This is a genomic window from Streptomyces sp. NPDC055013 (genome assembly GCF_053608645.1).
In genome coordinates this window covers 1-21,153 of the sequence record NZ_JBSGVW010000035.1, presented here as the reverse complement: position 1 = coordinate 21,153, position 21,153 = coordinate 1, and the positions used below count along the sequence as shown (strand labels likewise).

The window sequence follows — 21,153 nt, the reverse complement described above, 5'->3', positions numbered from 1 at the left end:
GGCGCCTTGGCACGGCCCGGGTCCATTCGGCCGTGCCGTCGTCCGCGAGCAGCGCCTGGGCAAGTGCCGTAAGCCCAGGGGAAGTTGAAGGCGTCATCGGTCGCCGACCTCCGCGTGGGCGGTGCCGGAGAGCCGCCAGGTGGCCTCCTGCCGCCATGTGCCCCACCAGCGTTCCACGCTGACCACGGCGTCCGCGGTCTCGGTGTTGCGGCAGACCGCGGGAGATCCGTCGGGGTCGGTGTAGTCGAGGGCCAGCGTCCGCTCCGGCGGCTGGGTCACCGTCACCCGGATGCGGCGCCGGCCCGCGCGGCCGGTCACGTGCCACTCGGGCAGGCCGATGTCCGCCCGGAACCGGCCGAGCCCCGCCCAGCCCACGGCGGCGCGCTCCGCACGACGGGGCCAGGCACGCCCGTTCTGCAGCAGGCGCAGGAACACCAGGGGTGGCAGTCGGTCGAGTCCGCGGCGCATGGACACCGCGGCAACGATCTCCAGGATGTCGCCGCCGCCCAGGTCCGCGTGCAGCCACGCCCAGCGTCGGGCGTTGCCGTGGCCGTAGATGCGGGCGCTCGCGCCGACCGCGCGGTCCAGCCGCAGCTCGTCGGCTCCGTACCGGACGGTTCCGCTGTAGTGGCAACGGGCGGCCGGCAGCATGTGGCTGGCCGGCAGCCAGGGGCGCCGCCAGGACCAGCGGGGAAAGGTGTGGACCGGGCCGCTCAGGGGCGTCTCGGTGAGCGTCCAGGTGAACGGCCCCGCGGAACCGGTGAGACGGCCGGGCCGGGCGCTGATCTCTTCGGTGGCGAAGCCCTGTTGGTCCTCCGACCACGGCACGGGGCCGAAGCGTGCGTGCTCGGCGGGGCCGTCCTTCGGGAAGACGGCGACCCAGCCGTGCGCGTAGGCGCCGGAGCCATCGGTGGGCGCCACGACTTCGTGGTGCAGCCACACTCCGCTGCCGGTCGCCGGATCGGTGAGCGTCGTGTACCAGACCTCCGTGCGCCCCGGGTTGCCGTCCCAGCGCGGGGCCAGATCCTGCCCCCGGTCGGATGCCGGTGAGGACTGCGCAGCGCGCGGGAAGTGGAAGCTCGCGAGGAAGGGCAACAGGCCGGTGGCGAGGGGGAAGCGGAGTGTGCCCTCGCCCACCGGTTCGCCGTCCTCGTAGAGGGTGTACGGCAGCGTGGTCATCGAAGAGAGCGGGCGCGCCGGCGAGATGGACTTCCAGCCGTCCAGCTCCAGGCGGCGGCCCTCCATGGCGAACGCGATCCGGTAGCGGATCCTGCGGCGGGCCAGGGGCGAGATCTCCAACTCACCAACGGCTTCGGCATCGTCCGCCCGCCCGGCTATGCGGACCCTTCCCGTCAGGCGCGCCTGAGTCGTGCGGTGAGGCAGCATCAGGTCATCGGAGCGGACCACGAGGTCCAGGCGCACAGGGCGCTCATGGTCCTCGTCGCTAAGGCGCACGCGACCCAGCATCGCCTCCTGGAACACCGTTCCGCGTGGGGTCACAGCGAACACCGTTCCGCGTGGGGTCACAGTGCACCGTCCCGGCGTTCGCGCGAGCGCCCCAGTCCTTCGAGCATGATGCGCTCCGTCGCCGACAGATAGGCGCCCGCAGCGACGCGCGCCGCCTCGGAGTCGCGGGCGGCCACGGCCTCGACGACCGGTGCCAGACGATCGTGGGCCGCCCGGGCCTCCGTGAAGGGCCCGACCAGCGCTGCGCGCACCGGCAGGTAGGCGTTGAACAGGGTGTTGGTCAGGAGGACATACACGCGATTGCCCGTGGCTCGGGCGAGCGCCCGGTGCACCTCGGCGTCCGCGAGCTGCACGTCGTCGCCGCCGTCCGCGTCCCCGACCGCTGCCAGCAGCGCCCTCAGCTCGGCGACCTGGGCCTCGGTGGCCCGGTTCGCGGCACGTTCCGCGATCAACGCCCCGATGCTGCGCCGCACTTCGAAGATCTCACCGATCCAGTCCGGACTGTGCCGCACGAGCATCGGCAGAAGATCGGCTCCGCCGAGGCGCAGGAAGTCCCGGACGCGTGTCCCCACTCCGTGCCGCGTCTCCAGCAGCCCCGACTGCGCCAGTCGGCCGAACGCATGCTTGAGCGTGGTGCGGTTGACCCCGAATTCGTCGGCGAGTTCACGCTCGGGAGGCAGATAACTCCCCGCCGGATGCCGCCCGGCGAGAATGTCCTCGCGCAGCCGTTTCTCAAGGACGTCGACGACGGTCTCGCGTGGCAGTGCTTCCATCCCGTATCTCCAAGCGCACGGTGGATCAGTGACTCATCCACTGAACCACCAAGGCTGACCTCGGGTCAACGGATGCTCCATGGACAGGAGTTCTACCGGGGAGCCGGGGCCGCCATCGTGCTTGGGCACGCGTACTCTTCCCGCCGCACGATCCGTCGACCGCCACGGTGCTCGGCTGCTCGTGCCGGTCGGCACGAGCAGCCGAGGCGGCGAGGTCACCTCACGCGACGGCAGTGCCCTCGAGCTCGATCATCAGGGTGGGGATCGCCAGGCGTGTCACCCCGAGCATCGTGGTGGTCGGCGCCACCCCGGCGGCTCCCAACCGGGACGCCAGCACCCCGTAGTGCTGGAAGAGCAGATCGACATCGGTGGTGTGGACATTGAGCCGGACGAGGTTCAAGAGGGACATGCCGGCCTCCCCGAGCACGGCCTCCAGGTTGTCGAGGCTCAGCGCCAACTGCGCCGCCATGTCACCGTCATGCTGGGGCTTGCCGTCGCCGCTCATCGCTGTCTGTCCGGAGCAGTACAAGGTCCGGGTGTGCCCAGAGACGATCTCACCCTGGTTGTAACCCATCTCCACCGACCACGTCCACGGGTTGATCGTCGTGCGCTCCACAGCCACATCAGCTCCACTCGATTCATCGACAGTGAGTACGTCCACCGACTCCGTGGCCGCCCATCCCTGACGTCGTGTTGAGAGCCTCTCAACCAACCACGACACCCTGTGTCATGTATTCGATAGGGTTTCTCATATGCGCGCCGACCGGTTGGTATCGCTGGTGCTGCTGCTGCGCCAACGCGGTCGACTGTCAGCGGCCACACTGGCCCGCGAGCTGGAGGTGTCCACGCGCACCGTGCTGCGCGACGTGGAGGCGCTGTCCGCGGCCGGGGTTCCGATCTACGCCGAACGCGGCCGGCACGGCGGTTTCGCGTTGTTGCCGGGATTCCAGACGGAGCTCACCGGCCTGAACCACGACGAGGCGCTCGCCCTCCTGGTCGCCGGATCACGGCGCGGCGCCCAGGTGTTCGGCCTCGGCTCCGCGCTCGCCTCGGCCATGCTCAAGGTGGTTGACGCGCTTCCCGAGAGCTATCGGGACACCGCGGCAGGCGCCGCGCAGCGCCTGCTCATCGACCCGGAGACGGATCTTCTCTCGCGCCGCTCGGTCGCTGAGGAGGTGCCCGACAGCGTTGTGGCCGAGGTCCGGCGCGCGGTGTTCGCCGGACACAAGCTGCGCATCCACTATGCGGCCGTGGACCAGACCCCGAAGTGGCGCACGGTGGACCCGATCGGCCTGGTCACCGTACGCGACCAGGGCTACTTGCTGGCCACGAGGTCTGGTGAGGACCGCACTTACCGGCTGTCCCGGGTGTTGGCCGCCGAGGAACTCGACGAACCCGCGCAGCGACCGGACCGTGTCGACCTGGACCGAATATGGCAGGAGCGCAGCACGCAGTTTCGGACCGGCGGCGACCAAGTCACCGTGCTGGTACGGGTGGACCCGGCGCGGCGGAAGGACCTGGCGGGCACCGCGCTGGCCGTCCACGCCGAAGAAGCCGACGCAGACGGCTGGCTGCGGCTGGAGGTTTCCTTCCAGGATTCACGACATGCCGAATGGGCGCTGTGGCAGCTCGCCACGCAGGCGGAAGCCCTGGCCCCACAGTGGTTGCGCAACTCCCTGCGCGACCGCGCCTCCGCGATCGCCGGCCGCTATGGGGAGTCGGCCTGAGAGTTGCCGCCCTTCTGCGGGCGGCCGCCGACACGAACTGGGGCCGTGTCGTGCACCATCGCGCCCACCCACCTGCTCACTAACTTCAGGCCATTTCACACCCGGGCACATCGGCCACGCATTCAAGCAGCGCTCAGAATGGAGAACCGCTCACCTCCTCCATCATGTGCGCCACCCCGGTCAATCAAGACACTGATTGACCGAGCAACTGAGTCTGAATTGCAGTGACAGAAAGCGCTGCAACTCTTCCCCCCTGAGATGAGAGCAACCAGGTGGGTACTTCGGGGCACGAGCACCGCAAACAGAAGGGAGATACACCATGCAACCAATGACACGCTGGGCAGGAACAGGAGCGCTGCTCGCCGCGACCCTTGTGGGTCCTCTGAGCACATCCGCCCACAGCGCCCCCGCCTCGCTCTACGCCCCGTCGGCCCTGGTCCTGACGACCGGTCACGGCGAGAGTGCGGCCACGACAGCACCCGAGCGTGCGGTGACGCTGAACTGTGCGTACACCACGTCCGGTACTCACCCCGACCCGCGACAGGCATGTGGGGAACTGGACCGCGTGAACGGCGACCTCGACCGCTTGGCCACACTCCGCGGAAATGAGACCGGGCGAGCCTGCACGAGGGAATACCGCCCCATTGTCGTCACCGTTCAAGGTGTATGGCGCGGTATACGCGTGAACTATGAGCACACCTTCGCGAATCCTTGCATCAAGGAAACGCAGGGCGCTTCGGCATTCGCGTTCTGAGCCACTACGGCCGCACGGCGTCTACGGGCCCCTCGCCCTTGAGCCCGTGAACTCGTCGGCGAGTTCACGCTCGGGCGAACCTCCTCGCGCAAACCGTGTCTGAAGAACGTCGATGACGGTTTCGCGTGGCAGTGGTTCCATGCCGGCATCTCCATCCGTGCCGTGGGCTATTGACCCATCTGCTCAACCATCAGGGTTGACCCGGGTCAACGACTCCTGCCCGGAATGGAGTTCGACCTGCGGGTACACCGGCATGGGACCGGGGCCGCCGGACCGAGACCCGGGTTCGGGCCAAGCTCCACCGTTTCCGGTCAGCGGTCGTTGCCTGACTGGTGCACGCCGCTCATCGGTAAGTCACCGCCGGCCCCCGTCCTGCGGCGATCTATGAGAGTCGGCGCGTACATGCGCGCGCACCCATTGCAGGCCGAACAGGATGAGAAGCTCAACCGCACCGCCGTCGGCGCTGCCCAGCCAGTGGGGCAAGGACGTGTCGAACTCGGCTGCCTCACCGGGCGGCAGCGTCAGGTCGCGCTCACCGGTCACCAACCGCAGGCGTCCGTTGAGCACATAGAGCCATTCGAAGCCTTCATGGGTCTGCGGGGTCGGTTCCAATGGTTCCGGTGAGGCGGGGATGACCATCTTGAACGCGTGCACCCCACCCGGTCGCCGGGACAGGGGCACGAACGTCATCCCGAACCGCTTGATCGGCTTGAGGTGGATCCGGGGGTCGCCGGTGCGCGGGGCGCCGACGAGCTCGTCCAAAGGAACGTCATAGGTACGGGCCAGCGGCAGCAGCAATTCCAGGCTCGGCCGGCGCAGTCCGCTCTCCAGCCGGGACAGAGTGCTCTCCGACACGCCGATCGTCGCCGCGAGCTCGGCGAGGGTGATGCCGAAGGCCCGACGCAGCGCACGAAGGCGCGGCCCCACCCCGTCCAGCACGTCGTCGTCCGTCTTGCGTTCCACCAGGCCATCTTGCCGTAACCGCAAGATTCCGTGCCAGGTCGAGGGGTGCCTGGCAAGACTGAATGCATCGCACCACCGATGCGGTCGCGCTCCGGGACTGCGTCCACGCCCCGGACGCGCGGAGAGTCGCCGCGCGTATCGACCTGCCCCAGGGAAGGAGCGCACCGTGCCCAGCACCACGCGCCGCCACCGCCGCCGCGACACCCCGCCGCCTCGCACCGGAAGCAACGAGAGCGAGATCCTGCGCAAGTTCCTCGACTACCTCCGGACCTCGATCGCCGCGAAGGTCGAGGGCGCCCCCGAACCGCAGGTGCGGACAGCCGCCGTGCCGTCGGGCACGAACCTGCTCGGCCTGCTCAACCACCTGACGTTCGTCGAGCGCTCGATGTTCCTCGGGGAGGACGTCACCAACTGGCAAGCGACGTTCCGAGCCGCACCGGCGGACACCGTGGCCGATGTCGTCGCCCGCTACCAGGACGCGGTCAAGCGCGCGAACGACGTGCTGGACGGGTGCACCGATCTCGGCGCCCCGGTCCCCCGCCCGCAGCCGAACCGCCCCGCGCCCAGCATCCGCTGGGCACTCACCCACATGATCGAGGAGACCGGCCGACACGCGGGCCAGGCGGACATCCTCCGCGAACTCATCGACGGCACGACGGGCCGCTGATCCAGTTTTCTCTGGTACGGCTGCCGATCATGCCGGAACTCGCCGAACACCACACCGTCTACGCCGTCGACCTGCCCGGCCCGGGTGACAGCGACAGGAGAACTTCACCATGCACAAATACGACGTCACAGTGACCACCAGCGCCTCGCCGGATGTCGTCTGGAAGCTGCTGGTCGACGCGGCAAGCTGGCCGCTGTGGTCCAAGGTGGACAGTCTGGACACGGCACGGTCGGTCGACCTCGATCCCGGCGGCGACGACGGCGTCGGTGCTGTCCGTGCTTTCCGGACGGGGCGCACCGTGACCGGGGAGCGGCTGACCGAAAAGATCGAGCAACGGCTCTTGGCCTACGAAGACGCGTTCAACACCCCGATGCGCAACTATCACGCGCGTATCGAACTGAAGCCGACAGCACACTCGGGCACGGTCATCCACTGGTACGGCACATACGAGACGAGCTGGCTGATGGGCTGGGTCATGCCGCGTTACCTCCAGAAGTTCATGCAGGGCATGGCAGAAGGACTGGCCCGCTACGCCGAGGAGTCCGAGCCGGCTCGGTGATGGCTACGCAGCGGCGCACATTCAGCCAATTGTTCGGCGCATAGGCCATGCCATAGCCGGGGTAATCTGACGGCGACTTGCGCCAGAGGGAGACCCATCGTGTCCACGTTCATTGTGTTCGATCTTGAATTCACGTCATGGGCGGGGGCACTTGAGCAGGATTGGGGGGCGCCGGGCCAGCTTCGCGAGATCGTGCAGATCGGGGCACTGCGCCTGCGCGAGGACTGTTCCGTCGTCGAGGAGTTCGAGGCGCTGGTGCAGCCCATCGCCAATCCCCGACTTTCCGCGTACTTCACCGATCTCACCGGCATCGACCAGGAGACGCTGGATCGCGAGGCGATTTCCCCGGCAGAGGCACTTGGCGAGTTCCTGGGGTTCTGCCGGGGCGAGTCGGTGCTCTCCTACGGCAACGACATGGTGGTTCTCGGGGAGAACGTGGGCTGGGCGCGAGCGCGGGGCGAAGAGGTCAAGAACGGTTACCTCGCTGCGCATTTCCTGAATATCCGACCTTGGCTGAATGCTCTCGCGCCGGAGACGGCGACGGTCAACGTGGGCCGCCTGTGGCAGGTGCTCGGTCTCCCCAAGCCCGCAGCGGGTCAAGAGCACTCCGCGCTTTTCGACTGCTATTCCTTCGCCGCCGCCCTTGCATACCTGCGCGGCACCGGCGCCGCCCTGCCCGACGGCTGTCTGCGGCGTCCTTACAGCTGAGCCGGAGCCTGGGTGTCGGCTCCCTTGGAGGGCCAACAGAAAAGGCAAGGAGAGCTCTCTCCTTGCCACTCTCAACTTATAGCGCGACGGGGGGCTTGCCGCAAGACCGGGGTCACGGCGCAGAATCGTCGGCCGATGCCACAACCTGCGGAAACGGGGCACGACGTGCGTGTGTTGTTGTCGACGACAAAGTTGGTAGCGAAGTGACCGAGCAGTACGTGTTGGATCTTCAGGACGTCGACGAGAAGCAGGTCGCGGTCGTCGGCGGCAAGGGCGCGCACCTGGGCGGGCTGTCGCGGATCGAAGGCATCCGTGTGCCGGGGGGCTTTTGCGTGACGACGGACGCCTTCCGGCGGATCATGGCGCAAGCCCCGTCGGTCGACGAGCGGATCGATCAGCTGTCGCGACTGAGCCCGGACGACCGGGAGGCGATCCGCACCCTCAGCGGGCAGATTCGGCGGACCATCGAGGGGATTGCCATCCCGGTCGATCTCGCGGCGGCGATCACCCGCGCGCTCGGCCGCCTCGGCGAGCAGGCCGCCTACGCCGTCCGGTCCAGCGCGACGGCGGAGGACCTGCCGACGGCCTCGTTTGCCGGACAACAGGACACCTACCTGAACGTCGTGGGACCGACGGCGATCCTCCAGCACGTCAGCCGGTGCTGGGCTTCGCTGTTCACCGAGCGGGCCGTGACCTACCGTCAGCGCAACGGCATCGACCACCGTACGGTCCACATGGCCGTGGTCGTGCAGCGGATGGTCCTCCCGCATGCCGCCGGCATCCTGTTCACGGCCGACCCCGTCACGGGCAACCGGAAGGTCGCCACCGTGGACGCCGGATTCGGCCTCGGCGAGGCCTTGGTCTCCGGCCTGGTGAACCCGGACGTCTTCACGGTGCGGGGCGGCGAAGTCGTCGCCAGGGCGATCGCCGCCAAACACCGTGCCGTGCACGCCCTGCCGGCCGGCGGTACGCAGGAAGTGGCGATCGACGCACAGCAGCAGGAGCAACCGGCGCTGACGGATGCTCAGGTCCTGCGGCTCGTACAGCTCGGGCGGCGGATCGAAGCGCACTTCGGCCGCCCGCAGGACATCGAATGGTGCCTGGGCGACGATGACTTCCGGATCGTTCAGAGCCGACCGATCACGACGCTGTTTCCCATCCCCGAGACCGGCGACCAGGAGAATCACGTCTACGTCTCCGTCGGTCATGGGCAGATGATGACCGACCCCATGAAGCCCCTGGGGCTCTCCATGTGGCAGCTGACGGCCATGGTGCCGATGCACGAGGCCGGCGGGAGGCTGTTCGTCGACGTCACCCGGCGCCTGGCATCGCCCGCGAGCCGCGCCGGCCTCCTGGACGTGCTGGGGAAGGGCGATCCGCTGGTCAGGGACGCCCTGGAGACCGTCCTCGACCGCGACGACTTCGTCCCGTCGGTCCCGGACGCGGATCCCGGCAGGCCTCCGGCCGGCGGTGCGCCCTCCCCGATCGACACCGACCCGGACCCGGCCATCGTCACCGAGCTGATCACGCGCAGCCAGGAGTCCATCGCCGCCCTGGAGCGCGACATCCGGACGAGGAGCGGACCGGCGCTGTTCGACTTCCTGCTGGAGGCCTTCGAGGAGCACAAGCGAGTCCTCGGCGATCCGCTGAACCTGCAGGCGATCATGGCGGGGATGGAGGCCACATGGTGGCTCAACGACAAGCTGCAGGAGTGGCTGGACGAGAAGAACGTCGCTGACACACTGACGCTGTCCGCCCCCGACAACATCACCTCGGAAATGGGCCTCGCGCTGCTCGATGTCGCCGACGTGATCCGCCCGCATGCGGAGGTGGTGGCGTTCCTGCAGGGAGTCGAGGACGACGGCTTCTTGGACGACCTTGCGAAGCTCGCGGGCGGGACCGAGGCGCGCGACGCCATCGAGGCCTACCTCGACCGGTACGGCATGCGCTGCGTCGGCGAGATCGACATCACGAGGCCGCGTTGGCGCGAGCACCCCACCACGCTCGTGCCCGTGATCCTCGACCACGTCAGGAACTTCGAGCCGGGCGCCGCCGAGCGGCGCTTCGAGCAAGGGCGGCAGAAGGCGCAGCACAAGGAACAGGATGTGCTGTCACGCCTGCGGGCCCTGCCGGACGGGGACCGGAAGGCCGACGAGGCCAAGCGGATGATCGACCGGGTCCGAGCCTTCATCGGGTACCGGGAGTACCCGAAGTACGGCATCATCAGCCGCTACTTCGTCTACAAGCAGGCCCTGTTGAAAGAGGCCGAGAGCCTCGTGGCGGCAGGTGTGCTGCCTGAGAAGGACGACATCTTCTACCTCACGTTCCAGGAACTCCGCGACGTCTCGCGCTCGCACCGGGTGGACGGCCGGCTCGTCCAGCAGCGCAAGGACGCGTTCCGCTCGTACCACGCGCTCACACCGCCCCGGGTGCTCACCTCGGACGGTGAGGCCCTCACCGGGGCGTACCGGCGCGACGACGTGCCGGCCGGCGCCCTGGTCGGCCTGCCGGTTTCCGCCGGGACCGTCGAGGGACGGGCCCGCATCATCCTGGACATGGCGGACGCCGATCTCGAAGCGGGCGACATCCTGGTCACGCCCTTCACGGACCCCAGCTGGTCGCCGCTGTTCGTCGGCATCGCGGGCCTGGTGACGGAGGTGGGCGGCCTGATGACCCATGGCGCGGTGATCGCCCGGGAGTACGGCTTGCCGGCCGTCGTGGGCGTGGAGCAGGCCACCCGGCTGATCCGTGACGGGCAGCGGATCCGCGTGCACGGAACCGACGGGTACGTCGAGATCCTGCCGTGACCGACCGCTCCGGGCCCGGACAGCGCCCTTCGTGAAAGCCCGAGGCTAAAGCACCGCTTCGAGGATCCCCACGATCTCCTCCTCCGTCGGCTGTCGCGGTGCGTTGCGGGTCACCGCGTCCGCGAGGGCGCCGGAGGCGATCGGGCGCAGCATGTCCGGGCGGACGCCCAGGTCGCGCAGGGGCTGCTTGATGTCGAGGGCGCCGGAGATCTCGCGTACGGCGTCGATCGCGGCGCGGGCCCAGTCGCCGTCGGCGGGCGGGGCGAGACGGAGTGCGCGGGCGGTCTGCTCGTAGGCGTCCTGGGCGGCCGGGGCGCTGAACTCCAGGACCTCCTCCAGGACGGCGGCGAGGGCGATGCCGTGCGGGGTGCCGGTGTGGGCGGTGAGAGCGTGACCGATGCCGTGGACCAGGCCCAGGCCGGAGATGGTCAGTGCCTGGCCGGCCAGGTGGGCGCCGAGCATCAGCTGGGCGCGGGCCTCCAGGTCCGAGCCGTCACGGTGGGCGGCAGGCAGCCGGCGCCCGACCATGGCCACGGCCTGGGTCGCGTACGCCACCGAGACCGGGTTGGCGCCGCGCGAGGCCAGGGACTCGATGCCGTGGACGAGGGCATCGATGCCGGTCGCGGCCGTGATCCGGGCCGGCAGGCCGAGCGTCAGCTCCGGGTCGAGGAGCGCGATCCGGGGTTTGACCGAGGCGTGGCCGATGTACACCTTGCGGCAGGCGGCGGCGTCCTCGATGACGCCGAAGCCGTTGGTCTCCGCGCCCGTGCCCGAAGTGGTGGGGATCGCGATCAGCGGCAGGCCGTCGAGCGCATCCCACAGCGCGTCCGCGTCGGCCGCCGCCGCGTCGGTGTTGCCGACGAGCAGCGAGATGCCCTTGGCCGCGTCGAGGACCGAGCCTCCGCCGAGGGCGACGACGACCGACGGGCCGAAGGCACGGGCCCGGGCGGCGCCCTCGTCGACGTTGCCGGTGGACGGGTTGGCGCCGACGCCGTCGTACACGCCGTGCTCCAGGCCCGCCGTGTCCAGGACCTTGAGCACCTGGTCGACGATGCCGGCAGCCCGCAGACCCCGGTCGGTGACGACGAACGCGCGGTTCATGCCGAGGGAGGAGACCAGCTCCGGGAGGTGTGCGAGGCGGCCGGGGCCGAACTCGATGCGGCAGGTCGGGTCGATGGTCAGCTGGTCGGTGCGGGACTCGCCCATGGCGTTCGGCTCCTGAAGACGCGGCGGGACGTGCGGTGCTCGGAAGGAAGAGGGAAGAGGGAGGTGTTGCAGAGGGAGACGGAGTGGGGGCCGGTCCCGCCGAGCCGGCCTGACCGGCCCGGCGGGACGCTAACGGATCCAGCGGATCACACAGGGCTCAGTGCCGCGTCGTCATGGGCGGCGGCCGGGTTCGGGAGGCGGAACTCCGCTCCGGCCAGGGCTTCGTAGAGACGTACCGGGCTCATCTCGCCGGCCAGGTCTCCGTGGTGCGCCTTGGAGCGGCGGAAGATCTGCTCCACGAGCGCGGACAGTTCCGTGGAGACGCCGATGTCGCGGCCGAGGTCGATGGCGAGTCCGAGGTCCTTGCAGGCGAGGGCCATGGCGAAGGAGTCGTCGTAGTCGCCGTCGGCAAGGACGCACAGGATGTCGTTCTCGAGGAAGTTCGAGGCGGCCGGGCTGGCGAGCAGCGAGCTGCGCAGCACACCGAGGTCCACGCCCGCCTTCACGCCCATGGCCAGCACCTCGGACGTGGCGACGAGGTGGCTGAACCACAGCATATTGATCATCAGCTTGACGGTGTAGCCGGCGCCGAGCGGGCCCACGTGCAGCACCTTGTCGGGGTCGCCCATGGCTTCGAGCACCGGCAGGCACATGCGGAAGTCGTCCGCCGTCCCGCCGACGAATATCTGCAGCCGTCCGGCCTCTGCGCCGCGCGCCATGCCGCTGACGGGGGCGTCCAGACGGCGTACGCCGCGCCGGTCGAGCACCTCGGCGGCGACCCGTTCCGCGGCGGCCGGCGTGGAGGTCGACATGTCGATCCACAGGGCGCCCTCGGGGAGCGCCTCGGCAGCCCGGCCACGAAGCAGCACGTCCTCGACGATGCGCGGATTCGGCAGCATCGTGACGAGCAGTTCGGCGTCGCTGGCGCACGCCGCCGGGGTGTCGGCCCAGCGTGCGCCGAGCGCCAGGTGCTCGGCGGCGGCCTCGGGCCGGGTGTCGTGCACGGTGACCAGGTGTCCCGCGTGGATCAGGTGGCGGGCCATGTGGCTTCCCATGTTGCCCAGTCCGATGAAACCGATCCTCATCGTTGTCCTCGCTACGGCTCTGTAGGGATGTGCAGGTGAAAGGTGCTCTGGTGAAGGGGTGCGGTGCGGTGGTGGGCCGGTCAGGCCAGGTTGATCCAGGTCGTCTTCAGCGCCGTGTACGCGTCCAGCGCGTGCAGGGACTTGTCGCGTCCCGCGCCGGTGGCCTTGAAGCCGCCGAAGGGGGTGATGACGTCACTGGCGTCGAACGTGTTGATCCAGACCGTGCCGGCCCGCAGCCGCTTGGCGGTGCGGTGGGCGATCGTGATGTCCCGGGTCCAGACGGAGGCGACGAGGCCGAAGTCGCTCTGGTTGGCCAGCCGTACGCCCTCGTCGACGTCGCCGTCGTACGACACGACGGCCAGGACCGGGCCGAAGATCTCCTCCTGGCCGACGGTGGACGTGTTCGCCACGCCGTCGAGCACGGTCGGCTCGACGAAGGTGCCGCCGGTCTCGGTGAGGGTGCGTCCGCCGCCCAGGAGCACCTGCGCCCCGTCCGTCCTGCCGCGCTCGATGTAGCCGAGGATCTTGGCCAGTTGGGCCTCGTCGACGATGGGGCCCATGACGGTGGCGGGGTCGAGCGGGTCGCCGACGCGGAAAGTGTCGGCGGTGATCCGCTGTACAGCGGCCAGGAGTTGGTCCTTCACCGACGCGTGGACCACGACACGCGAACCGGCGTTGCAGGTCTGCCCCGCGTTGTAGAAGATCCCCCAGGCCACGGCGGACGCGGCGGCCTCGATGTCGGCGTCGGCGAGCACGAGCTGCGGCGACTTGCCGCCGGCCTCCACGGCGACCTGCTTGCCGTTGGACTCGCCCGCGTACACCTGGAAGAGCCGGGCGACCTCGGCCGAGCCGGTGAAGGCGATCTTGTCGACCTCGCAGTGGCGGCCGAGGGCCTGCCCGGCGACCTCGCCCCGGCCGGGGATCACGTTGAACACGCCGTCGGGCAGCCCGGCCTCGGTGGCCAGTGCCGCCAGCCGGAGGGCGGAGAGGGAGGTCTGCTCGGCGGGCTTGAGGACGACGCTGTTGCCGGTGGCGAGCGCCGGGGCAAGCTTCCAGCTGGCGATCAGCAGCGCGTAGTTCCACGGCACGACCGCGCCGACGACACCCAGCGGCTCCCTGGTGATCAGCGCCAGCGCGTCCCCCGGGGTCGGGGCCACCTCGTCGTACGTCTTGTCGATGGCCTCGGCGTACCAGGCGATGGTCTCGGCGGCCTTGTCCACGTCGATGCGCACCGACTCGGTGATGGGCTTGCCCATCTCCAGGGTGTCCAGCAGCGCCAGTTCCTCGGCGTTCGCCCGGATCAGGTCGGCCCAGCGCAGCAGGACGCTCTTGCGTTCCCTCGGCGCGAGGTCGCGCCAGCGGCCGTCCTCGAAGGCGGCGCGTGCGGAACGTACCGCCCGGTCGACGTCCTCGGCGCCGGCGGCCTGGACCTCCGCGAGCACGGCGCCGTCGCGCGGCGAGACGCTGGTGAGGCTGTCGCCGGAGGTGGCGTCGGTGAAGGCGCCGTCGATGAAGGGGCGTGTCTCGAAGGTGAGCTTGCTCGCCGCGGTCAGCCACTCGTCGTGCGAGCGCTTGAGCAACTCGTCGATGGTGTACGTCACTTGATCCTCCAGCGGTCGATCGCGTCCTCGTCCAGTTCGACGCCGAGGCCGGGCTTGTCCGGGATCTCGAGGTCGCCCTCGGCGTTGACGCGGACGGGCTCGGCGAGCATGAAGTCGCGGCGCTCGGGCGTCCAGCCGGGCGGGTCGTAGGGGAACTCGAAAAAGGGGCCGCCGCCGACGCCCGCCGCGACGTGCAGGTTGGCGAGCACGCCGATGCCGTTGGTCCAGCTGTGCGGGGTGAACTGACGGTGCTTCAGCTGTGCCAGTTCGGCCAGGGTGCGGGCGCGGTGCATGCCGATCGCGAGCACCACGTCCATCTGGTAGACGTCCAGGGCGTCCTCTTCGAGGTAGCGCAGCAACTCGGTGGGCGAGTGGTGCATCTCCCCGGCGGCGATGCGGACGCCGGGGTTCTCGGCGCGCAGCCGCTTGAAGCCGTTCAGGTCGGCGTACGGCAGTGGCTCCTCGACCCAGAACACGTCGAGCTCGGCGAGCCGCGCGATGGTCCTGCGGGTCTTGGCCAGGTCGGAGGCGTTCGCCGTGTCGCCGGCCATCCGCCAGGACTGGTTGAGGTCGACCATGATCTCGAAGCCTGCCCCGAGTTCCTCGCGCACGGCACGTACGGCCGCGACGCCCTCGTCGATCCGGTTGCGGTCGATACGGATCTTCAGGGCGCGGAAGCCGGCCTCGCGCACCTTCAGGGCCGTCGCGACGCGCTCCTCGGGTGACTTGAGCTCGCCGGAGGAGGCGTATGCGGGCAGCCGCTTCGCCGCGTTGCCGAAGAGCTCCGACACCGGGCGGCCGTGCACCTTGCCGATGATGTCCCACAGGGCGGCTTCCAGGGGCCAGTAGTGGGCGCCGTGGAAGTTGGCGGTCTCGATCGCCTTGACGTGCCGGGTGATGTCGAGGGGGTCCTCGCCGACGAACAGGTGCTTGTACGTCTCGAAGCCGTCCATGAGGTCGCCGGAGCCGATGCCGGTGACGCCCTCGTCGGTGTGGACGCGGACGATCGTGGCGTCGAAGTGCCGACGCGGCTCGGGGTCCCAGGCGGCGCGGAAGGGCGGGTCCAGTTCGAGGCGCAGCCGGTCCAGGGTGATGTCTGTGATCTTCATCGGGCGAGCACCTCGGCGGTCGGCGTGTAGAACGGGTTCGTCGGCCCCTGCTTGGCGGCGGTCTGTACGTCGGAGACGGTGGGGGTGCCGGTCACCGCGGCCCGTATCGCGTCGTGGGCGGCGGCACGCTGGTTGCGGAAGGACTCGTCCAGGTCGTCGACCGCGGGATTGATCCACATCGCGGCGATGATCAGCAGATCGTCGGCCTCCTCGGCGGGGATCAGCCCCGCGTCGACCGCGTCCGAGATCCCCTGCGCGAGTCCGGCCTGGGCGGAACCCCAGGTGGCACGCTGGTGCAGCTCGCCCTCCGCGGCGGCCTTGGCCACGAACAGGGTCAGCGGCTTCACGGGGACGGACGGCCGTACCACCGTCATGAACGGGACGTGCCCTGCGCTCGGTGTGGCCAGCGCCGTCGCCCAGGCGGTCTCGACGGGGCCGCCCTTGCGTCCGATCACGACATTCGTGTGGGCGGCGTTGGCGCCCTCACCGACGAAGGACTCGCCGATGAGCGCGGTCGGGGCAAAGGGCGAAGGCATGGGATCTCCTGGATCTCCGGGAGCGGGGAGCTGTGGCGGGCCGGTGGATCCGACGAGCGAGAGCAAAGCTCGCATACCTCGCAGTTCATCCGGCTCGATGCGGCGAATCTAGGTCGGCCGCCATCCCCCCGCAAGGCGGTCGCGGGAATCGAAATGCCGGTTGCTCTCCTGACAACTTCATGCCTGACCTGGGGGTTCCTCAGCCGGTGTGCCCGCATACGATGACCTCCGTGACCGACTCTTCCTCGGCTTCCCGCGGACATGGCCTGCGCCGCGACATCGACCTGCTGGAGGCGCTCGCGTCCGACGAGGCGCAGAACGCCGGCGGGCTCGGCGTCGTACGCCTCGCACAACTGGTGGGTCGCGAGAAGACGCAGGTCTCCCGGGCCCTGAAGGCGCTCGCCGCCGAGGGCATCGTCGAGCGTGACCCCGACACCCTGGAGTACCGGCTGGGCTGGCGGCTGTTCTCCCTTGTGGCCCGCACTTCCGAGAGCCGCCTGGTGCGGGTGGCCGAGCCGGTCATGCACACCCTGTCGGCGGATCTGGAGGAGACCAGCCACCTGTGTGTGCTCAGCGACCGTGAGGTCCTCACCCTGCTGTCGATCTCCGGGCACTCCTTCCGCGTCCATGGCTGGGAGGGACGCGGGGTGCCCGCCTGGCGGCTGTCCGCGGGCCGCGTCCTGCTCGCCGACGCGACACCGGACGAGCTGTACGTCCGCTTCGGCACGACCGGTGAGATGCCGGTGCAGGAGCTGTGGACCCTCATCCAGGACGCCAAACGGCAGGGTTACGCGCGGGTGAGCGAGGAGTTCGAGGAGGGCCTGGTCGGGGTGTCGGCGCCGGTGCGCGACTTCCGGGGCCGGGTGGTCGCGGCCATCAACATCTCCGCGCCCAAGTCCCGGCTCGGCGACCGTCTCGACGTGGCGGGGCGCACGACGGCTCGGGCCGCGGGACGGGTGTCGTCGCTGCTGGGCTGGGAACCCCGGCGCACTCCGCAGGTGCGGGCCCGGCTGACCTGACGGCTCCACCACTCTCCGTTCCCCCGCGCAAGGGCTGCGAGCGAGTTGCCCTCACAGCAACCACGGTTGCGATCCGCCGAGGTTGTCTTGTCGGCCCCATGACGCCCTCGTAAATTCACCGCGCATCGGACGAGCCCCCGTCCGGAACGGAGAAAAGAGCAGCTCATGAACCTCGCCGGCATCGACCTCCTGGCCAAGGCCCCGCTCGCCGAAGGCGATGTGTTCCTCGGCGGCCGCTGGCTCCCGGCCGCCGACGGACGGACCTACCCCGTCCTCGACCCGGCCACCGGCGACCTGGTCCGCGAGGTCTCCTCGGCCGGACCGGAGGACGCCCGCGCGGCGATCGAGGCGGCCCGGTCCGCCGCGGCCGGCTGGCGTACGACACCACCCCGGCGCCGTTCCGAGATCCTGCACACGGCCTTCGAGCTGATGCGCGAACACACCGACACCCTCGCCCGGCTGATCGTGCTGGAGAACGGCAAGGCGTACCGTGACGCGGCCGGCGAAGTCGCCTACGCCGCCGAGTTCTTCCGGTGGTTCGCCGAGGAAGCGGTCCGGATCGGCTCCTCGTTCGCGGACGCACCGGCAGGCGGTTTCCGGCATGTCGTACGCAAGCACCCCGTCGGCGTCACCGCCTTCGTGACGCCCTGGAACTTCCCGGCCGCCATGGCCACCCGGAAGATCGCCCCGGCGCTCGCGGCGGGCTGTCCGGTCCTGCTCAAGCCCGCGCCGGAGACCCCGCTCACCGCTCTCGCCATCGCCGCTCTCCTCGCTGAAGCCGGTCTGCCCGACGGGCTGTTGAACGTCCTGCCGACCGACCGCGCCCCCGAGGTGGTGTCCGCCTGGCTCGGCGACGAACGGGTCCGCAAGTTCTCGTTCACGGGCTCCACCGCAACCGGCAGGCTGCTCCTGGAGCAGGCCGCGGCGAACGTCGTCAACGTGACCATGGAACTGGGTGGCAACGCCCCCTTCGTCGTCTGCGAGGACGCCGACATCGACGCGGCGGTGAGCGGCGCGATGGACGCCAAAATGCGCGGCGGCGGCGAAGTCTGCATCGCCGCCAACCGGTTCTACGTCCACGAGTCGGCCGCCGCCGAGTTCACCGAGAAGTTCGGCGCCGCCATGGCAGCCGTACGGACGGGCCCCGGCCTGGAGGAGGGCGTCACGCTCGGCCCCATGATCAACCGGGCGGCCGTCGACAAGATCCGCTCGCTCGTCGACGACGCGCTCGGGCGCGGCGCGCAGATCGCCGCGCAGGGCACCACGCCCGACGGGCCCGGCCACTTCCATCCGGCGACCGTGCTCGTCGACGTACCCGACGACGCCCGCATCCTCCACGAGGAGGTCTTCGGACCGGTGGCGCCCCTCACCACGTTCACCGACGAGGACGAGATGCTGACGCGCGCCAACGCGACGGTGCACGGTCTCGCCTCGTACGTCTACTCCCGCGACGTCGGCCGCGCCCTGCGGATCGCCGAGCGCCTCGAGGCGGGCATGGTCGGCGTCAACCGCGGTCTGCTGTCCGACCCCGCGGCCCCGTTCGGCGGCGTCAAGCAGTCCGGTCTCGGCCGGGAAGGCGGCCGCGAAGGCATCGAGGCCTTCCTGGAGACGCAGTACATCGCCCTCGACTGGCCGCTCTGATCCCTGCCCTTCCCCGCTCCCCCCGCTCTCCCCTCTGCTCACGTCGCTCAGGACAAGGACCGCCCATGGCAATGACGCCTGCGACCCAGAACCAGCCCAGCACCCCGGAAGTCCCCGACTTCACGCGTGAACGCCGCCGTCTGCACACCAAGTTGAAACTCGCCACCCAGATCGGGCAGGGCATCGACGGCTACATCATCGGCGGCATCGGCATGGCGATGACCGCGTTGACCGCCGACCTCCATCTCTCCCCCCTCATGCAGGGACTGGTCGGCGCCTCCCCACTGATCGGCATCTTCGTCGGCGGGCCTCTCTTCGGGCGGCTCGCGGACCGGTTCGGCCGCCGCCCCGTGTTCCTCGTCGACATGCTGATCTTCCTGATCGGCTCGGTCCTGCAGTTCTTCGTCGCCGACGGACTCCAACTGTTCCTGATCCGCCTGCTGATGGGCGTGGCGATCGGCGGCGAGTACGCGATCGGCGCGCCGCTGCTGTCCGAGTACGCGCCTCGCCAGGGCCGCGGCCGGCTGCTGGCCAGCCTGGAGATCAGCTGGTACGTCGGCTACGCGCTGGCGACCGTCGTCGGCGCTCTCTTCGCCGAGGTCGACGGCGGCTGGCGCTGGTCGCTGGCCAGCAGCGCGGTCATCGCCGTGGTGTGCGTGGCGCTGCGTGGCGGCATCCCTGAGTCGGCACGATGGCTGCTGAGCAAGGGGCGCCGCGAGGAAGCGGAGGTGTTGATCGAGAAGTACGGCATCGAAGTCGACGTCGACGCGGAACTCGAGGAGCGTGATGCCCCCGCGAAGGAGGGGTTCGGTGCGCTGTTCCATCGCCGGCACCTGCGCAGCACGGTGTTCGCGAGCGTCTTCTGGGCGGCTCTGGTGCTGCCGTACTTCGCCATCGGCACGTTCTGGACCCAGGTCTTCGAGGCCCTCAACATGGGTGACAACGCGGTCGCGGCGCTGCTCGTCTACTCGTTCACCGCTGTGGCCGGCGTGACGGCGGGCTGCCTCGTCGTCGACCGGATCGGCCGGCGCAGGCTGCTCATCCCGCCGTTCTGGATCACCGCCGGCTGTCTGGCCCTGGTCGCGTTGTGGCCGACGTCGACGCCGGTCATCGTCGGCGGATTCCTGTTCTTCATCTTCCTCAACGCCGCTTCGAGCGCACTGACCGCTGTCTATCCCCTGGAGGTCTTCCCGACCGCCCTGCGCACCACGGGCGTCGGCTTCGCCACCGCGATGAGCCGGGTCGGCGCGGCCATCGGCACCTTCCTGCTGCCGATGGGACTGGAACGGTTCGGGGCGGAGTTCGTGCTCCTCGTCGGTGCGGGTGTGCTCGCCCTCGGTGGTCTGGTCTCGCAGTTCCTGGCCCCGGAGACGACCGACATGGACCTCGCACGGGCGGCGCGCAAGGCACGAGGGGCATAGCCACCGCACGCCACAGAGGAACGGCCCCGCGGGCGAGCGCCTGCGGGGCCGTGCACTGTCGAGCGTCACGCGTAGGCGTCGAAGGGGATTCCGGAGGGCTTCGCGTAGTTGAGAGCCCACTGGAAGTCGCCGTCGTCGATCTTGATCGTGGCCGAGCCGAAGTCGGCGCTCATGAGCTTGTCGCGGTATCCGGCCGGATAGCCCTCCCAGCCCACCAGGCGCGGGAAGAACCAGTTGCCGGTGGCGTTCTCCGCCGGTTCGTCGTTGGTGTCGGCGAACCGGAAGCAGTGACTGGAGATGCCGTCCTTGTGGTAGACGATCTTCGGGTGGGTGCCGTCGAAGCGAATCGCCGAACGAGCCGCCGCCTGGTAGGTGTTGTGCTGGGACACGGACACGTATGCGGCCTGGTTGTTGCTGATCCACACGATGACGTGTTCCCAGTCGTGGGTGTGCCCGAGGGCCGCCGGACCGAGGGTGATCTGGTCCTTCTCGAAGTAGCTCGCGTACATCACCGCGCACCAGCCGTTGTTGCACTTCGCGCGCGAGTAGGTGTTGGCATTCGCGAGCTGCGCGTAGTCGTGGCACTTGCCGTTGACGTCGCCGCCGAGCTTGAGACCTGGGTTGAGGGTCCCGTCGGCGCCGATGGCGGCCGTGGCGTAGCAGCCGTCGCCGTCGTAGTCGTAGGCCGGGGAGAACGTCTGCTCCAGACCGTCGGCGTTCTGCGGCAGCAGGGTCAGGACGTTGGCGTGGGCACTCGCCGGGAGGGCCACGACGAGCGTCATCGCGCCGAGGGCGCCGAGGGCGACCTTGGCGAGGGATCTCAACTTGCGCATCACGGCTCCCGGCTCAGCAGTAGAGGTTGCCGCCCGGCGAGACGCCGAGGATCGAGGTGAACCGGTTGTAGGCGTCCACGCGGCTCTGGACCTGCGCAGGGTTCTTGCCGTCGCACTCCAGGGAGCCGTTGATGCTGCGGATGGTCTGGCCGAAGCCGGCCTGGTTCACCATCGCGTTGTGCGGGGTCATGGTGCCCGGGCCGGACTGGGTGTTCCAGTACCAAAGACCCGTCTTCCAGGCGACCGCGGCCTCGTTCTGCACCCGCCAGGGGTTGTT

20 protein-coding genes are annotated in these 21,153 nt (G+C 69.6%); 9 read left to right on the top strand and 11 right to left on the bottom strand.

Going from position 1 to position 21,153, the window contains the following annotated elements:
- Positions 1 to 93: 93 nt before the first annotated feature.
- The 3 genes from ACWGDB_RS33005 to ACWGDB_RS32995 all read right to left on the bottom strand — a co-directional run bounded on the left by ACWGDB_RS33005 (position 94) and on the right by ACWGDB_RS32995 (position 2,856).
- Positions 94 to 1,500 (bottom strand): hypothetical protein, encoded by a 1,407-nt coding sequence (locus tag ACWGDB_RS33005; protein ID WP_453825810.1) that lies wholly within the window; start codon positions 1,498 to 1,500, stop codon positions 94 to 96.
- A gap of 23 nt (positions 1,501 to 1,523) precedes the next feature.
- Positions 1,524 to 2,240, bottom strand: a complete 717-nt coding sequence (locus ACWGDB_RS33000) for a FadR/GntR family transcriptional regulator (protein ID WP_453825809.1) — start codon at positions 2,238 to 2,240, stop codon at positions 1,524 to 1,526.
- A gap of 220 nt (positions 2,241 to 2,460) precedes the next feature.
- Positions 2,461 to 2,856 carry a RidA family protein gene (locus tag ACWGDB_RS32995; RefSeq protein ID WP_453825877.1) on the bottom strand — a complete coding sequence of 132 codons (396 nt, stop codon included), beginning with the start codon at positions 2,854 to 2,856 and terminating at the stop codon, positions 2,461 to 2,463.
- Between the two features lie 136 nt (positions 2,857 to 2,992).
- Here ACWGDB_RS32995 and ACWGDB_RS32990 point away from each other — a divergent pair, with 136 nt between their 5' ends.
- Together ACWGDB_RS32990 and ACWGDB_RS32985 are read left to right on the top strand one after the other, a co-directional pair.
- Positions 2,993 to 3,967 carry a helix-turn-helix transcriptional regulator gene (locus ACWGDB_RS32990; protein ID WP_453825808.1) on the top strand — a complete coding sequence of 325 codons (975 nt, stop codon included), beginning with the start codon at positions 2,993 to 2,995 and terminating at the stop codon, positions 3,965 to 3,967.
- A 319-nt stretch (positions 3,968 to 4,286) separates the two neighbouring features.
- Positions 4,287 to 4,721 carry a subtilase-type protease inhibitor gene (locus tag ACWGDB_RS32985; protein WP_453825807.1) on the top strand — a complete coding sequence of 145 codons (435 nt, stop codon included), beginning with the start codon at positions 4,287 to 4,289 and terminating at the stop codon, positions 4,719 to 4,721.
- Between the two features lie 354 nt (positions 4,722 to 5,075).
- Here the strand turns inward: ACWGDB_RS32985 and ACWGDB_RS32980 are convergent, their stop codons facing one another.
- Positions 5,076 to 5,684: a helix-turn-helix domain-containing protein gene (locus tag ACWGDB_RS32980; RefSeq protein WP_453825806.1), complete on the bottom strand. Its 609-nt coding sequence runs from the start codon at positions 5,682 to 5,684 to the stop codon at positions 5,076 to 5,078.
- Between the two features lie 166 nt (positions 5,685 to 5,850).
- Here ACWGDB_RS32980 and ACWGDB_RS32975 point away from each other — a divergent pair, with 166 nt between their 5' ends.
- The 4 genes from ACWGDB_RS32975 (at position 5,851) to rph (ending at position 10,425) form a co-directional block, all read left to right on the top strand.
- Positions 5,851 to 6,351 (top strand): DinB family protein, encoded by a 501-nt coding sequence (locus ACWGDB_RS32975; RefSeq protein WP_453825805.1) that lies wholly within the window; start codon positions 5,851 to 5,853, stop codon positions 6,349 to 6,351.
- A 109-nt stretch (positions 6,352 to 6,460) separates the two neighbouring features.
- On the top strand, positions 6,461 to 6,910 hold the full coding sequence (locus tag ACWGDB_RS32970; protein ID WP_453825804.1) for an SRPBCC family protein: 450 nt from the start codon (positions 6,461 to 6,463) through the stop codon (positions 6,908 to 6,910).
- 99 nt (positions 6,911 to 7,009) lie between these two features.
- On the top strand, positions 7,010 to 7,618 hold the full coding sequence (locus tag ACWGDB_RS32965; protein ID WP_453825803.1) for an exonuclease domain-containing protein: 609 nt from the start codon (positions 7,010 to 7,012) through the stop codon (positions 7,616 to 7,618).
- A gap of 203 nt (positions 7,619 to 7,821) precedes the next feature.
- On the top strand, positions 7,822 to 10,425 hold the full coding sequence (gene rph / locus ACWGDB_RS32960) for a rifamycin-inactivating phosphotransferase (protein ID WP_453825802.1): 2,604 nt from the start codon (positions 7,822 to 7,824) through the stop codon (positions 10,423 to 10,425).
- 45 nt (positions 10,426 to 10,470) lie between these two features.
- On the opposite strand, the gene ACWGDB_RS32955 is transcribed toward rph, so the two are convergent.
- The 5 genes from ACWGDB_RS32955 to fae all read right to left on the bottom strand — a co-directional run bounded on the left by ACWGDB_RS32955 (position 10,471) and on the right by fae (position 15,962).
- A complete protein-coding gene (locus ACWGDB_RS32955; protein ID WP_453825801.1) occupies positions 10,471 to 11,631 on the bottom strand; it encodes an iron-containing alcohol dehydrogenase family protein in 1,161 nt (386 codons plus the stop codon).
- Between the two features lie 146 nt (positions 11,632 to 11,777).
- On the bottom strand, positions 11,778 to 12,716 hold the full coding sequence (locus ACWGDB_RS32950; protein WP_453825800.1) for an NAD(P)-dependent oxidoreductase: 939 nt from the start codon (positions 12,714 to 12,716) through the stop codon (positions 11,778 to 11,780).
- A gap of 80 nt (positions 12,717 to 12,796) precedes the next feature.
- The gene (locus tag ACWGDB_RS32945; RefSeq protein WP_453825799.1) at positions 12,797 to 14,317 is read right to left on the bottom strand and encodes an aldehyde dehydrogenase; all 1,521 of its coding nucleotides are present in this window, start codon (positions 14,315 to 14,317) and stop codon (positions 12,797 to 12,799) included.
- Complete coding sequence (locus ACWGDB_RS32940) at positions 14,314 to 15,426, bottom strand: mandelate racemase/muconate lactonizing enzyme family protein (RefSeq protein WP_453825798.1); 1,113 nt, start codon at positions 15,424 to 15,426, stop codon at positions 14,314 to 14,316. The genes ACWGDB_RS32945 and ACWGDB_RS32940 overlap by 4 nt, the downstream gene beginning before the upstream one ends.
- Positions 15,423 to 15,962, bottom strand: coding sequence for a formaldehyde-activating enzyme (gene fae / locus ACWGDB_RS32935; protein ID WP_453825797.1), 540 nt, complete (start codon positions 15,960 to 15,962; stop codon positions 15,423 to 15,425). The genes ACWGDB_RS32940 and fae overlap by 4 nt, the downstream gene beginning before the upstream one ends.
- A gap of 221 nt (positions 15,963 to 16,183) precedes the next feature.
- Here fae and ACWGDB_RS32930 point away from each other — a divergent pair, with 221 nt between their 5' ends.
- From ACWGDB_RS32930 to ACWGDB_RS32920, 3 genes are all read left to right on the top strand, one after another.
- On the top strand, positions 16,184 to 16,981 hold the full coding sequence (locus tag ACWGDB_RS32930; protein WP_453825796.1) for an IclR family transcriptional regulator: 798 nt from the start codon (positions 16,184 to 16,186) through the stop codon (positions 16,979 to 16,981).
- 165 nt (positions 16,982 to 17,146) lie between these two features.
- The gene (locus ACWGDB_RS32925; protein WP_453825795.1) at positions 17,147 to 18,622 is read left to right on the top strand and encodes an NAD-dependent succinate-semialdehyde dehydrogenase; all 1,476 of its coding nucleotides are present in this window, start codon (positions 17,147 to 17,149) and stop codon (positions 18,620 to 18,622) included.
- A 65-nt stretch (positions 18,623 to 18,687) separates the two neighbouring features.
- Positions 18,688 to 20,043: an MFS transporter gene (locus ACWGDB_RS32920; protein ID WP_453825794.1), complete on the top strand. Its 1,356-nt coding sequence runs from the start codon at positions 18,688 to 18,690 to the stop codon at positions 20,041 to 20,043.
- 65 nt (positions 20,044 to 20,108) lie between these two features.
- Here the strand turns inward: ACWGDB_RS32920 and ACWGDB_RS32915 are convergent, their stop codons facing one another.
- Together ACWGDB_RS32915 and ACWGDB_RS32910 are read right to left on the bottom strand one after the other, a co-directional pair.
- On the bottom strand, positions 20,109 to 20,876 hold the full coding sequence (locus tag ACWGDB_RS32915) for an NPP1 family protein (protein ID WP_453825793.1): 768 nt from the start codon (positions 20,874 to 20,876) through the stop codon (positions 20,109 to 20,111).
- A 13-nt stretch (positions 20,877 to 20,889) separates the two neighbouring features.
- Positions 20,890 to 21,153, bottom strand: a 264-nt coding sequence (locus ACWGDB_RS32910) for a chitinase (RefSeq protein ID WP_453825792.1), incomplete at its 5' end; no start/stop codon positions are given.